Origin of the sequence: Actinomadura rifamycini DSM 43936, assembly GCF_000425065.1 — a bacterium.
GTDB classification, from domain to species: Bacteria; Actinomycetota; Actinomycetes; order Streptosporangiales; family Streptosporangiaceae; genus Spirillospora; species Spirillospora rifamycini.
In genome coordinates, this window is sequence record NZ_AULB01000024.1 from 1 (window position 1) to 13,520 (window position 13,520).

Consider the following 13,520-nt stretch of genomic DNA (forward strand, 5'->3'; position numbering starts at 1 on the left):
CCGCCCCGCCGACGCCGCCGACGCCGCCGGACCCGCCGGACCCGTCGCCGCCCACCCCGCCCACGCCGCCGACGCCGCCCGTCCCGCCGGAGGACCCGGGCTCGCCGAGCCCGGAGCCGCCGCCGCTGCCCGCCGACCCGGCGGCGCCGGCGTCGCCGGCACCGCCCTACCTGCCGTCCGGCGCGGCGGGCGCGGCCGGGAGCGGCGACGGCGAGGGGACGATCGCGGGCGTCATCACGCCGCCGAAGGAACTGCCGTTCACCGGCACCGACGCGCTCCCGCTGGTGGCGCTCGGCCTGACCGCCATCGCGGCGGGCGGCGCCGCGGTGGCCATGACGCGCAGGCGCGAAGCCGAGGAGTCGTGACCGTGCCGTCGTGACGGAAGTCCGTCGGCTCCGCGTGTGAGGGGGCGCCTCCCGGCCGGGAGGCGCCCCCTCACAGTTCCTGCGCGCCCGTCACCCGCCAGCCGTCGCCGGCCCTGCCGACCCGGAGCCGGTGGAAGCCGATCCCGTCCGCGTCGTCGCAGGCGGACGTGCACGCGCCGAGCGCCACCAGCGCCGTGACCTCGTCCCCGGACCCGCCGGGCCGCAGGCCCGCGCCCACGACCGTCCCCGCGGTGATCGACGGGTGCCGCGCCACGGCGGACAGCACGTCCCGGGCGCGGTCTCCCGGCCACGCCGCGCCGGTCGTCCGGGCGAGCGGGGAGGCCGCCTTCAGCGTGTAGAGGGTGTCGAGCAGCCAGCGGTCGCCGCGCCGGACCATGGTGGCGCGCATCGGGTCCGCGAGGAGGTCCGGCTCGGCGCCGGACGCGCGCACCGTCCGCTTCACGTACGCCAGCACGGTCACCGCCTCCGGGGTGGCGGAGACGACGGCCGAGTCGGCGATGTCGGTGGTCACCGAGCCGTCCTTCGCCTCCAGTTCCGCGCGGTAGTCGCGGGCGGCGAGCTGCCGGTCGTAGTCGGCGCCGTACCGCTCGGTGGCGACCCCGTGCGCGGCGGTCACGTTCCGCTCGTAGGACGCGTGGTCGAAGCTCAGCACGGTCGTGATCGCGTGCTCGGCCGGACGGACGGCGGCGGCCGCGGCGGGCGGCGGCGCGGCGGTGTCGGCGGTGTCGGCGGCGGGCGGGTCCGGCTCGCCGTCCCCGGCGGCCAGCACCGCCCAGGTCGTCCCGCCGCCGGCGAGCAGCACCAGCGGCAGCGCGAGCGCGGCGATCCGCAGGCCGCGCCGCCGCCGCCCGGGTGGGACGGTGTCGACCGCGTTCGCCGCGTGCTCGCCGACCCCGGGCGGGGACGTGCGGGGGTTCGTGGACGGCGCCCCGTGCGGGTCCGTGAACGGCGGCGCGGACGGCCCCGGGCCTTCGGCGTGGTGCACCGGGGCGGCGTGCGGGTTCGGTTCGGCGGGCGCGGACGGGCGCGGCACGGGGTGCGTCGGGGCGTGCGGGGGGACGTGCGCGGGGGCGGCGAACTGCGCGCCGGTGCTGAGCGCCCGGTCGTCCCGCGCCCCGCCGGGCGCGCCGGACGCGGCCGGGGCCGCGCCGCCCAGCAGGTCGAGCAGCACCTGCTGGGCCTCCGGGCGGCCCGCCGGGTCCTTGGCGAGGCAGGCCGCCACGACGGCGCGCAGCAAGTCGGGAAGCGCGGACATGTCCGGCTCGTACTGCAGGATCCGGTGGAACACCGCGGAGATGTTGTCGTTGCCGAACGGGTGCCGCCCGGTCGCGGCGAACAGCATCGTCGCCGCCCACGCGAACATGTCGACGCCCGCGCCGAGGTCGCCGTCGGCGATCTGCTCGGGCGCCATGTAGGACGGCGTCCCCATGACGCCGCTGCCCCGGGACGACGGCGAGCCCAGCACCCGCGCGATGCCGAAGTCGATGACGCGCGGGCCGTCCGGCCCCATCAGGACGTTCGACGGCTTGAAGTCGCGGTGCAGGATCCCGGCGCGGTGGATCGCGGCGAGCGCGGTGACGGTGCCGATCGCGAGCCGGTCCAGGTCGGTCCCGGTGCGCGGGCCGCGTCCGGCGACGAGCGCGCTGAGGGACGGGCCGGGGACGTACTCGCTCACCACGTACGGGGTGTCGCCGGAGAAGTCGGCGTCCAGGACCTGCGCGGTGCAGAACCCGGCGACCCGCCCGATCACCCCCAGCTCGCGCTCGAACCGCGACCGCCACTCGGGTCTGCCGCTGAGCTGCGCGCGCAGCAGCTTGACCGCCGCCTCCGACCCGTCCTCCCTCCGCCCCAGGTAGACGATGCTCTGCCCGCCCTCGCCCAGCCGCCCGGCCAGCTCGTACGGGCCCAGCCGCGCGGGGTCCCCGGGCAGCAGGGGGTCGACGCCCGTCATGGGTGCTCCTCCGTCGCAGGCGATCCGCCACGGGACTCGTACCCGCGGCGGCACCGGATGGCCACTCCGCATCCGCCATAAAGTTGGACGCGTGTGACGAGCCGTGCGTTCTGCATGACCGACGGTCACGTCGGACGTCAGGTCGGAGGCCGGGCCGCCCCCGGGCGGTCAGCCCTTCTCGAGGAAGTCGGCGCGCTCCTCGTCCAGCAGGGACGCCAGCTCGGCGGCCAGGCCCGGGTGGTCCGCGAGCCCGGGGTCGGCCGCGACGAGCGCGGTCGCCTCCTCGCGGGCGTCGCGGATGACGTCCTCGTCCCGCTGCAGGGTGAGCAGCCGCAGGCTGGACGCGCGGCCCGCCTGCGCGGCGCCGAGGACGTCGCCCTCGCGGCGCTGCTCCAGGTCGAGGCGCGACAGCTCGAACCCGTCGGTCGTGGACGCCACCGCGTCGAGCCGCTCGCGGGCCTTCGACCCCGGCTCTGCGTCGGTGACCAGCAGGCACAGCCCGTGCAGGGACCCTCGGCCGACCCGGCCGCGCAGCTGGTGCAGCTGCGACACGCCGAACCGGTCCGCGTCCATGATCACCATGACGGTCGCGTTGGGCACGTCGACGCCGACCTCGATGACCGTGGTGGCGAGCAGGACGTCCAGGTCCCGGTCGGTGAACCGGCGCATCACCGCGTCCTTCTCGTCGGGCGGCAGCTTGCCGTGCAGGACGCCGATGCGCAGCCCGGCGAGGAGCTCCTCCAGCTTCGGCAGCAGCTCCATGATCCCGAGCGGGGACCGGCGCCCGTCCTCGGCCCCGTACGCGTCGCCCTCGTCGCCCTCCTGCTCGCCGATGCGCGGGCACACGATGTAGATCTGCCGGCCCCGCCCCGCCTCCTCCTTGATGCGCTCCCACGTCCGCGCGAGGAACGCGGGCTTCTCCGGCGGCACCACGACGGTCTGGATCCCCGAGCGGCCCGCCGGGAGCTGCCCCAGAACGGACGTCTCCAAGTCGCCGAACACGGTCATCGCGACGGTCCGCGGGATCGGCGTCGCCGTCATGACCAGCACGTGCGGCCGCCCCCCGGCGGTCTTCTCGCGGAGCGCGTCGCGCTGCTCGACGCCGAACCGGTGCTGCTCGTCCACGACCACGAGGCCGAGATCGGCGAACCGCACCGACTCCTGGAGCAGCGCGTGCGTCCCGACGACGATGCCCGCCGCGCCGGACGCCGCGTCCAGCATCGCCTGCTTGCGGGCCTTCGCGCCCAGCGACCCGGTCAGCAGCGCCACCCGCGTCGCGTTCTCGGCGCCGTCGAGCTGCCCGGCGCGCGCCAGCTCCCCCAGCATCCCGGTGATCGACCGGTGGTGCTGCTGCGCGAGGACCTCGGTCGGCGCCAGCAGGGCCGCCTGCCCGCCGCCGTCCACCACCTGCAGCATCCCGCGCAGCGCCACCACCGTCTTGCCGGCGCCGACGTCGCCCTGGAGGAGGCGGTGCATGGGGTGCTCGCGGGCGAGGTCGGCGGCGATCTCCGCGCCGACCGCGCGCTGCCCGTCGGTCAGCTCGAAGGGCAGGCGGGCGTCGAAGTCGGCGAGCAGGCCGGACGGCCGGACCGGGCGCGGCGTCGCGGGCAGCGCGCCCGCGGCGCGGCGGCGCTGCGCCAGGGCGACCTGGACGACGAACGCCTCGTCCCACTTGAGGCGGGCCTTCGCGCGGCCCAGCTCGTCCCAGCCCTTCGGCCGGTGGATGCCCTCGTACGCCTCGCGCAGCCCGATGAGGCCGCGGCGGCGCAGCAGGGGCGCGGGCATCGGGTCGGCCGGCAGTTCGAGGCCGTCCAGCACCATGCCGACGGACTTGCTGATCGCCTCGATGTCGAGGCCCTTGGTGGACGGGTAGATCGGGATGATCTCGTCGGCCCACTCCTGCGCGGCCTGCTCGGCGGTCTTCTCCGCGACGACCTTGTACTGCGGGTGGGTGAGCTGCCGCTGCACCTGCCCGCTGCGCGGCACGTACGTGCTGATCTTGCCGGCGAACAGGCCGCGGGTGCCGGGCGACAGCTCCTTCTCGGGCTTGTAGGAGCCCTTGCGGCCGAAGAAGCTGAGCTTGAGCCGGCCGGTGCCGTCCGTGACGGTGATCTCCAGGACGTAGCCGGGGCTGCGGGTGATGCTGCGGCCCTGCACCTTGACGACCTCGGCCATGACGGTGACGTGCTCGCCGTCCTGCAGGCCGCTGAGCGGGGTCAGCTCGCCGCGGTGCGCGTACCGGCGCGGGTAGTGGTGCAGGAGGTCGCCGACGGTGCGCAGGTCGAGGCCCTTCTCCAGCACCTTGGCCGTCTTGTCGCCGAGTACCTTCCGCAACGGCTCGTCGAGATTCGCCACGCCGTCCTTTCTAGCCCATGCCGGTGACGCGAATCAGGCGCCGCGGGCCGGATGTCCCGCATCGGCGCAGGCCGATTCGCTCAACGCGGGCGCGGTGGGCTACTCTGATCCATGCGCCTCGTCCAGGCGTTCCCTCGTGAGCGCCGGTGAAGTCCGGTTCGCCCCCTACGGCGACGGGCGGCGCTCCGGTTAGAGCATCGACACCCACTTGGAGTTTCCCGTGGCTTCCGTTTGCGACGTCTGCGGCAAGGGACCCGGTTTCGGCATGCGCGTCTCCCACTCGCACCGCCGCACCCCGCGCCGCTGGAACCCCAACATCCAGCGCGTGCGCGCCGTCGTGAACGGCGGCACGAAGCGGATCAACGCCTGCACGTCCTGCATCAAGGCCGGCAAGGTCGTCAAGCCCACGGTCTGACACGGTCCGGCACGGGCGGTCCGGCCCGCGCGGCGAGTCGGCTCATCGGAAGCGTCCGAGGAGCCGACTTTTCGCATGTCCGGAGACCTTTCGGGCCCGGCGCCACCCGGGCCTGTAGCCGCCCGGGCCCGCCGCCACGGGGTCGCCGCTACCGGGCCCGCTGCATCCAGGCGTGGTCGACCGGGCCGATCCCGGCGCCGAGGGGGAAGCCCGCGGCGATGGCGCCCGTCACGTACTCCTTGGCGCGCGCGACGGCCGTCGGGACGTCCGCGCCCAGCGCCAGGTTCGAGGCGATCGCGGACGCCAGCGTGCAGCCCGTCCCGTGGGTGTGCCGGTTGTCGTAGCGGGGGGCGGCGAAGCGGTGCTCGCGCTCCCCGTCGAACAGCAGGTCGGCGGGCTCGCCGGGCAGGTGTCCGCCCTTCACCAGCACCCACCGCGGGCCGAGCGCCTTGACCGCCTCCGCGGCCTCCCGCATGCCCGACTCGTCCACCACCTTGACGCCCGTGAGCTGCTCGACCTCGAACAGGTTCGGGGTGACGACGGTCGCGGCGGGCAGCAGCGCCCCGCGGACGGCGTCGACGGCCTCGGGCGCGAGCAGCGAGTCCCCGTGCTTCGACACGCCGACCGGGTCGACCACGGAGGGCGCGTCGGACGCCGCGATGGCCTCGGCGACCGTCTCGACGAGCGTGGTCGAGGCGAGCATCCCGGTCTTGAGGGCGTGCACCCCGATGTCGGACAGCACGGAGTCGAGCTGGGCGCGCACGGCCTCCACGGGCAGTTCCCAGTAGCCCTGGACGCCGAGGGAGTTCTGCGCGGTGACGGCGGCGATCACGCTCATGCCGTGCACGCCGAGGGCGAACATGGTCTTGAGGTCCGCCTGGATCCCGGCGCCGCCGCCGGAGTCGGAACCGGCGATGGTGAGGGCGAGCGGCGGGGCCTGGGGGGCGGGCGCATCGTGGGGCATGCGTCCAGCTTATTGCGGATCGTCCGGTTACGGATCACCCCGGCCCGGGGGCGCGCCGCTCAGGCGAGCGCGCACTCCAGCTCGTTGAGGACGCAGTAGGTGGGCTTGGCGGGCGTGCCGCTCGCGGTGAAGACGATCTTCACGGCGTCGCCCGCGGGGATCGCGGTGGTCCCGTGCACCTTCGTGAGCCGCCCGACCTCGGCGACGGTGGCGCCCTGCACCTCGGCGACCACCGCGTTCGGGATCTTGAAGGCGAGGGCCCACCGGGCGACCGGCCGCTCCCCCTGGTTGGCGATGGTGGCGGTCGCCCGGAACCCCTGGGCGTTCTTGGACGCCACGTCGAACGCGACGACGAGCCCGTCCGGCCGTCCGCCCGCGTCGGCGCGCTGCCCGGGACCGTGCTGGAGCACCTGGCTGTCGTTGGCCGTCGCCTCCGGGTTCTTGGGCGCCCCGCCGGCGAAGTTGAGGGAGATCTGCTGCGTGCTCAGCGCGTACGACACGATGCCGACGGCGATCACGAGCGCGACGATCGGCATCAGCGGGAACGGGAGCGAACCGACGAACCGGGCGACCCGCCGCGGCTTGGACGCGTCCGTCCCGTCGGGCTCCTCGGGTCCGGGGTCCGCGGCGGCGGGCGGCACGGACCCGGGCGGGGGCGGGCCGCCCTGTCCGGGAGGCATCGCGGGAGGCATCGCGGGAGGCATCGCGGGAGGCATCGTGGGCGCGCCGTCGGGGAGGGTGGCGCGGGGGCCGGTGGACGCCGGGCCCGGCGGGCCGCCGTGCCCGCGCGGCGGTCCGGACGGCCGCCGGTGGCTGCCCGGCCGGGACACGAACACCTGATCGTCGGTGGGGCCGGCGAAGCCGTCGTAGCGAGGTCCGGTGGACGGGCCGACGGGCCGGCCCGGCGGCGCCTGCGCGCTCGATCCGGGCTCGTCCTCGGGCTGCTCGGGCTTGGAGTGTCGTCCCATTCCATTCCTCGTCGGTCAGGGGATGTATACCAAACCGGCACCAAATATGCCTACCGACCTGAGGATCGCACCGCGTTCCTTAATTCCGGTCGAAGCTCCGTTCACATGCGGAAATGGTCCCATCCCCCGCCTTCTGGAACGCGCCCGTCGACCCGGACGCCCGTTCCGCGCGCGACGGTGCCGATCCGCGTCCAGGACGGCGGCAGGGCGGACGCCGCCGGGAACGTGCCGGCGAACGCGTGGTCCTCGCCGCCGGTGAGCGCGTGCCGCAGCCCGTCGGGGCCGAGGACGTCCGCGACGGGGACGGCCGCCGACTCCACGTCGACCCGGACCCCGCTCGCCGCCGCGATGTGCCCGAGGTCCTGCAGCAGCCCGTCGCTGACGTCCAGCAGGGCGGTCGCGCCCAGCTCCCGCGCCTGCGGCCCGGCGCCGTAGGGCGGCTCCGGGCGCCGGTGGGCCGCGAGCAGCTCCGCGGGGCCGTCCCGTCCGGCGGTGAGCAGCTCCAGGCCCGCCGACGCGAAGCCCAGCCGCCCCCGGACGGCGACGACGTCGCCGGGGCGCGCTCCGGCCCGGGTGAGCGGCGCGCCGCCCCCGAGGTCGCCGAGCGCGGTCACCGCCAGGGTGATCTCCGGCGCCGCCACGACGTCTCCCCCGGCGACGGACGCCCCCGCGGCCGCGCACTCGTCGGCGAGGCCCGCGTACAGGCCGTCCGCCCAGTCCGCCGCGGTCGCGGTCGGCGCGGCGAACCCGACGAGCAGCGCGGTGGGGCGGGCGCCCATGGCGGCGACGTCCGCGAGGTTCTGCGCGGCGGCCTTGCGGCCGATGTCGTAGGGGCCCGACCAGTCGCGGCGGAAGTGCCGGCCCTCGACGAGCAGGTCGGTCGTCGCGACCACCCGCCCGTCCGGCGCCGCGACCACCGCCGCGTCGTCCCCCGGCCCGAGCGGCACCCGCGGGCCCCGCGGCAGCCGCGCCGTCAGCCGCTCGATCAGCCCGAACTCGCCCAGCTCCCCGATCGTCGCCATCCGCCCATGTTTTCACCGCGCGGCCGCCGGTTCGTACCGCCCCGGCCGCCCGCCGGGGGCGGCGACGCGATACGGTGAACCGTCCGACGGCATTTTCTCCGCCCCGGGGAGGACGTGATGGTGCAGGCCTACATCCTCATCCAGACCGAAGTCGGCAAGGCCGCCGAAGTGGCGGGCCATATCTCCGGCATGACGGGCGTCACGCGCGCGGAGGACGTCACCGGCCCCTACGACGTGATCGTCCGGGCGGAGGCGAACAACGTGGACGAACTGGGCAAGCTCGTCGTCGCGCAGATCCAGACCGTCAAAGGGATCACCCGGACGCTGACCTGCCCGATCGTGCACATCTGACGGGAGAGCAAGCGGTCGATGGTGAAGCGTCGGGGGGCGCCGGCGACGGCCCTGGCCTTGGTGGCCGCGCTCAGCGCGGCGTGCGGCGACGGCGCGGTGCAGGTCCGGCCGCCGGAGCCGGACGCGGCGGCGCGGCGGCTCTGCGAGGGGCTGCGGCTGCCGGAGAAGCTGCGCGGGCAGGACCGGCGGGACACCTCGCCGGAGTCGGCGCTCACGGCGGCGTGGGGGTCGCCCGCGATCGGGCTGCGCTGCGGCGTCCCGCGCCCGGCGACGCTCCGGCCGGAGTCGCAGCTCGTCACGATCAACGGGATCGACTGGTACCCCACCCCCAGTGACCCACCGGTCACCTACACGGCGGTGGCCCGGCAGGCGTACGTGGAGGTGACGGTCCCGCCGGAGTACCACCCGGCGGGCGACGTCCTCATCGAGCTCTCCCCGGCGATCAAGGCCACGATCCCGCAGAAGCCCGAGGGCCAGATCTGACCGGACGGCCCCGGCGGCTCACTCGGGGCGGGGCAGGATCAGCTCGGCCATCTCGGCGAGCCGGTCGGCCATGCGGGAGTACGACGTGTACCCCATGCCCGCGTGCAGCAGCGCACCGGAGTAGGCCAGCTCCAGCGCGCCGAGCGTCCGCTCGTCGGCGTGCTCGCCCAGCGCCGCCGTGAGCCGCTCGCGGATCGCGACGCCGATGCGGGTCCGCAGTTCGCGGACGTCCGGGTCGGTGCCGAGCATCGCCGTCGTGCAGGCCGCCGCCAGCTCGGGCTCGTCCGACACCAGCAGCGCGATCTCCCGCAGCACCTCGATCGCCCGCGCGCGCGGCGGGCCGTCCGCCCGGACCGGCGGCAGCCCGCCGAGCCGGCGCCAGAACACCTCGGTGATCAGGTGGTTCTTGGAGGCGAAGTAGGTGTAGGCGGTCGCGGGCGCGACCCCGGCGCGGCGGGCGACGTTGCGGACGGTCAGCCCGTCGTAGCCGCTCTCGCGGAGCTCGTCGACGGCGGCGCCGGTCAGCCGCCGCACCGTCTCGGCCTGCCGCTCGGTGAGGCGCCGCCGCGTGGCCTCGATCGTCACCTGTTCCCCGGACACCCGTCTAGACATAGTCCAGGACGGCCCCGAATGCCAACACCGGCGGATCGGCGGGGCCGGTTCGGGGGAACCGGTTCGGTAGGGCGGGTGGGAGTCGAACCCACTCAGCGCGAGGCACCTGCTTTACAGGCAGGCCCGACTCTCCGGCGTCGGCGCCGCCCCTCGTGCGGCCGGCGTCCCGAAGGACGCGGTCCGCGTCGTGCCCCCGGAGGGATTCGAACCCCCAGCACACAGCACCTCATGCTGCCGTCTCTGCCGTTGGACTACGGAGGCGTGCGTGCGGCTCCCGGGATTCGAACCCGGAACGTCCACTTCCTGAAAGTGGTCCCTCTGCCGGTTGGGGTAGAGCCGCTCGTGTCGGGCGGGGAGGCGTCGCTCGCGGCGGCTCGTCCGGGGTGCCTCAGGAGGCGGGATACCGGCCGGGGCCAACGTGCGACGCCGAGGGCAGTCGGCTGCTCGGTCGATACGGCGGCAGGGCCATGGCCGGTCCTCCTCTCGGGTCTCGCGTCACCGCCTTCGGCGGGCTGACGTGGTCTACGGTGCCATCCGGCGCGGCGGGGGCACAACCGGTTTGTTCACGCCCCGTCGGCCGGCGGCGCCAGGATCCCGATGAGGATGATCAGCCAGAACGCGACCATGAGCCAGCCGAGGGCGATGCCGGTGATGGCGAGGCCGAGGCCGCGTTCGCCGGAGCGGCGCACGCGGCTCCAGGCGATGTGCCCGGCGACGATCGCCGGGATGGACGGGAGGCCGCACGTCACGAGGCCGACGAGCCCGAACGTCAGGGCGTAGATCGCGTAGCTGTTGAGCGGCGGCTTCACGTGCGGGTTCGGGTGCGGGTTCGGCGGCGCGTGGTGGCGCGGCGGGCCGTAGGACGGGCGGGTCGCGACGGCGTCGGCGTACCGGGCCCACGACTCGGCCTCGGCGGTGCGGCCCTGGCCGCCGAGCAGCGCGGCGAGGTTGCGCATCGCCGCCGGGTCGCCGGCCTGGGCGGCCTGCCGGTACTGCCGCTCGACGAGCGCCTCGGCCTCGCCGTCGGCGAGCGCGGGCCCCGGGTGGGCGGACGGGCCCGGCACCGGCGGGGCGGGGCGCGGCGGGCTCGTGCTCTGCTGCTCCTGCCGCGGGACGGGACGCGGCGGGCTCGTGTGCTGCTGCTGCGGCGTCCGGACGCCGCTGGAGATGAGCCCGTCGAGGAGTTCCTGGGCGGACGGCCGCCGCTCCGGGTCCTTCGCGAGGGCGCGGCGCACGGTGTGCAGGAGCGAGCCGTCCAGCCCGCTCAGGTCGGGCTCCGTGCTCATGATCCGGTGGATGACCGCCGGGAGGGAGTCGGCCGCGAAGCAGGTGTCGCCGCGGGCGGCGAACGCGACGGTGGCGCCCCACGCCCAGACGTCCGAGGCGGGGGACGCGCCGCGCCCGTCGAGCTGCTCGGGGGCCATGAACGCGGGGGTGCCGACGATGCCGCCGGTCGCGGTCAGCCGCGTCCCGCCGAGGGAGCGGGCGATGCCGAAGTCGATGACGCGGGGCCCGAAGGTGGACAGCAGGACGTTCGCGGGCTTGAGGTCGCGGTGGACGACGCCGGCGTCGTGGATGGCGGTCAGCGCGGTGGCGATGCCGACCGCGACGGCCTCCAGGTCGGCGCCGCGCAGCGATCCGCTCTCGGCGACGGCGGCGTCGAGGCTCTGCCCGTTGACGAACTCGGTCACGAGGTACGGGGGGTCGGCGTGCGGGTCGGCGTCCAGGACGGGCGCGGTGCAGAACGGGCGGACGCGCTGGGCGGCCCGCACCTCGGACTCGAACCGGGCCCGGTACTGGGGGTCGGCGGCGTACTCGCGCCGGATGACCTTGATCGCGACCTTGCGGCCGGTGTCGTCCGCGCCGGTGTAGACGGTGCCCATCCCGCCTTCGCCGAGCCGGTCCATCACCCGGTACGGGCCGATGCGCTCCGGTGTCTCGGCATGCCACACGGGTGCGTTCTCCTCGAGGTGGGGGGGGCGGTCGCACCAAGCGTTGCATATCCGGACGCCCCGCGACGCGGCGACCGATCTCGACCGGGTCTCTGTCTTCGGCTTCCGGGGGAACCGGACGCGCCCGGGCCGCGTCTCACGCGAATGCGCGCACGTACGGTCCCGGCGGTCGCGATGGCCGCCGCGTCGGCGGTGGCGGCGGGCGGCTGCGCCCTGCGCGCCGAGGAGCCCCCGGCTCCGCCGCCCCCGCCCCCGATGGCCCTGGTCGGCTACCGCTCCTGCGAGCGGCTGCTGGACGGCCTGCGGCGGGCGACCGCGATGCAGGTCGGGCCGGACGGGCCGGCGGCCCCGGACTCGTCGGCGCTCGAGATGCGGCGGTCCGCGCCCGCCGTGCCGGGTGCCGCGGCGGAGGCGGCGCCCGTCCCGGAGCACTCCCTGACGAACGCGCACGAGCCCGGCGCGGACGAGCCGGACCTCGTCAAGACGGACGGCCGCCGCATCGTCGCCCTCGGCGGCGGCGGCCTGCACGTCATCGACCCCGCGTCCCGGAAGATCGCGCACACGCTGGACCTGCCCGGCTCCGCCGCGGGCGGCGACCGGAAGCTGCTGATGGACGGCGACCGCGTCCTGGTGCTGGAGTCGCGGCGGACGGCGGTGGCGTTCGAGGGCCGGGCGCGGCTCCCGGAGGACGGCGGGGCGGCGCGTCCGGTCCCGCCCCCGCCCTCTCCCCCGGCTCCGCGGACGCGGCTGACGCTCGTGGACGTCGCGGGAGCGCCGCGCGTCGTCGCGACGCTGACGTCCGACACCGAGTACGTGGACGCGCGGCGCACCGGCGGGACCGTCCACGTCGTCGTCCGGTCGACGCCGCGGATCGACTTCCCCCGGCCGCGGCCGGGCCGTCCGGCGGCCCCCGGCGACGCGGCTGCGGCGATCGAGGCGAACCGGCGGGCGGTGCTGCGGGCGCCGCTGGACGCCTGGCTGCCCGCGTTCCGCGTCGACCGCGGCGGCGGGCGGGTGGACGCGTTCCGGGCGCCGTGCGACCGGGTCAGCCGCCCGGCCGCGTACGGCGGGAGCGGCGCGATGCTCAGCGTGCTGACCCTCGACCTCGCGGGCGGCCTCGCCGACCCGCGGCCGATGGGCGTCGCGGTCGACGGGTCCACCGTGTACGGCAACGGAAAGAACCTGTACATCACGGGCACCCGGCCGCGCCCGTACGTCGAGCGGTCCGCGGCGGCCGAGCGGACGGACGTCCACATGCTCGCGCTGCGGCCGGGCGGGCCCCCGGAGTTCGCCGCGTCCGGGTCGGTGCCCGGGCGGCTGCTGAACCAGTACGCGCTGTCCGAGCACAACGGGCACCTCCGGGTCGCGACGACGTCCCGGCCCGATGACGCGCGGGCGTCGAGCAGCGCGCTGCACGTCCTCCGGCGGCGCGGGCCGCGCCTCGACGGGATCGGCCGCGTCGGCGGCCTCGGGAAGACCGAGCGCATCCACGCGGTCCGCTTCACCGGGCCGACCGCCTACGTGGTGACGTTCCGCCGCACCGACCCGCTGTACGCGCTCGACCTGTCCGACCCGCGCCGCCCCCGCGCCACCGGCGAACTGAAGATCACCGGTTACTCGGCCTACCTCCACCCGGTGGCGGACGGGCGCCTCCTCGGCGTCGGGCAGGACGCGGACGCGTCCGGACGCGTCGAGGGCCTCCAGGTGTCGCTGTTCGACGTGGCCGGACCGCCCCGGCGGATCGACGCGTACCGGGTCCCGGGCGCGACGTCGTCCGCGGAGGCCGACCCGCACGCCTTCCTGTACTGGGCCCGCACCGGCCTCACCGTCCTGCCGGTGCGCGAACCCGGCGGCGGGACGAACGCGGCGCTCGTCCTGAAGGTGACGCGGGACGGCGTCGCGCGGACCGGGGACGTCGGGCATCCCGGCGCGTCCGTCCTGCGGTCGCTCGTGGTCGGCGACGCCCTGTGGACGTTCTCCGACGCCGGTGCGCGCGCGTCCGACGCCGCCACGCTCGCCGACCGCGCCTGGCTCCCGTACGGGTGACCTGCGCGGTCCGCG

11 protein-coding genes, 3 tRNA genes and 1 pseudogene are annotated in these 13,520 nt (G+C 76.0%); 5 read left to right on the forward strand and 10 right to left on the reverse strand.

All coding sequences use genetic code 11. From position 1 onward, the window contains the following. A pseudogene (locus H505_RS51105) lies at positions 1-365 on the forward strand (hypothetical protein); the annotation flags it as partial. A gap of 70 nt (positions 366-435) precedes the next feature. On the opposite strand, the gene H505_RS51110 reads toward H505_RS51105, so the two are convergent. Further along, on the reverse strand, positions 436-2,337 hold the full coding sequence (locus H505_RS51110; RefSeq protein ID WP_051301050.1) for a serine/threonine-protein kinase: 1,902 nt from the start codon (positions 2,335-2,337) through the stop codon (positions 436-438). A gap of 168 nt (positions 2,338-2,505) precedes the next feature. Then, a complete protein-coding gene (gene recG, locus H505_RS0122605) occupies positions 2,506-4,692 on the reverse strand; it encodes an ATP-dependent DNA helicase RecG (RefSeq protein ID WP_026403799.1) in 2,187 nt (728 codons plus the stop codon). Positions 4,693-4,912: 220 nt separating this feature from the next. Between recG and rpmB the strand changes: the two genes are divergently transcribed. Beyond that, a complete protein-coding gene (gene rpmB, locus H505_RS0122610) occupies positions 4,913-5,107 on the forward strand; it encodes a 50S ribosomal protein L28 (RefSeq protein ID WP_026341916.1) in 195 nt (64 codons plus the stop codon). 148 nt (positions 5,108-5,255) lie between these two features. Here the strand turns inward: rpmB and thiD are convergent, their stop codons facing one another. The 3 genes from thiD to H505_RS0122625 all read right to left on the reverse strand — a co-directional run bounded on the left by thiD (position 5,256) and on the right by H505_RS0122625 (position 8,061). Continuing rightward, complete coding sequence (gene thiD / locus H505_RS0122615; RefSeq protein WP_026403800.1) at positions 5,256-6,071, reverse strand: bifunctional hydroxymethylpyrimidine kinase/phosphomethylpyrimidine kinase; 816 nt, start codon at positions 6,069-6,071, stop codon at positions 5,256-5,258. A 59-nt stretch (positions 6,072-6,130) separates the two neighbouring features. Further along, positions 6,131-7,039, reverse strand: coding sequence for a cellulose binding domain-containing protein (locus tag H505_RS52470; protein ID WP_051301051.1), 909 nt, complete (start codon positions 7,037-7,039; stop codon positions 6,131-6,133). 101 nt (positions 7,040-7,140) lie between these two features. Further along, a complete protein-coding gene (locus H505_RS0122625) occupies positions 7,141-8,061 on the reverse strand; it encodes a thiamine-phosphate kinase (RefSeq protein ID WP_026403801.1) in 921 nt (306 codons plus the stop codon). A 117-nt stretch (positions 8,062-8,178) separates the two neighbouring features. Between H505_RS0122625 and H505_RS0122630 the strand changes: the two genes are divergently transcribed. After that, complete coding sequence (locus H505_RS0122630; RefSeq protein WP_026403802.1) at positions 8,179-8,412, forward strand: Lrp/AsnC ligand binding domain-containing protein; 234 nt, start codon at positions 8,179-8,181, stop codon at positions 8,410-8,412. Between the two features lie 18 nt (positions 8,413-8,430). Further along, positions 8,431-8,895 carry a DUF3515 domain-containing protein gene (locus H505_RS0122635; RefSeq protein WP_034519364.1) on the forward strand — a complete coding sequence of 155 codons (465 nt, stop codon included), beginning with the start codon at positions 8,431-8,433 and terminating at the stop codon, positions 8,893-8,895. An 18-nt stretch (positions 8,896-8,913) separates the two neighbouring features. Here the strand turns inward: H505_RS0122635 and H505_RS0122640 are convergent, their stop codons facing one another. The 5 genes from H505_RS0122640 to H505_RS47970 all read right to left on the reverse strand — a co-directional run bounded on the left by H505_RS0122640 (position 8,914) and on the right by H505_RS47970 (position 11,459). Next, entirely contained in the window at positions 8,914-9,495 is a 582-nt protein-coding gene (locus H505_RS0122640; RefSeq protein WP_233617736.1) for a TetR/AcrR family transcriptional regulator, read from the reverse strand. Positions 9,496-9,574: 79 nt separating this feature from the next. Beyond that, positions 9,575-9,657: transfer RNA gene (locus tag H505_RS0122645), tRNA-Tyr, on the reverse strand. Between the two features lie 38 nt (positions 9,658-9,695). Then, a tRNA-Leu gene (locus H505_RS0122650) sits at positions 9,696-9,768 on the reverse strand. A 5-nt stretch (positions 9,769-9,773) separates the two neighbouring features. Further along, a tRNA-Leu gene (locus tag H505_RS0122655) sits at positions 9,774-9,847 on the reverse strand. Positions 9,848-10,070: 223 nt separating this feature from the next. After that, complete coding sequence (locus H505_RS47970; protein ID WP_051301053.1) at positions 10,071-11,459, reverse strand: protein kinase domain-containing protein; 1,389 nt, start codon at positions 11,457-11,459, stop codon at positions 10,071-10,073. Positions 11,460-11,603: 144 nt separating this feature from the next. Here H505_RS47970 and H505_RS0122665 point away from each other — a divergent pair, with 144 nt between their 5' ends. Beyond that, positions 11,604-13,505, forward strand: a complete 1,902-nt coding sequence (locus H505_RS0122665; protein ID WP_026403805.1) for a beta-propeller domain-containing protein — start codon at positions 11,604-11,606, stop codon at positions 13,503-13,505. Positions 13,506-13,520: the final 15 nt, after the last annotated feature.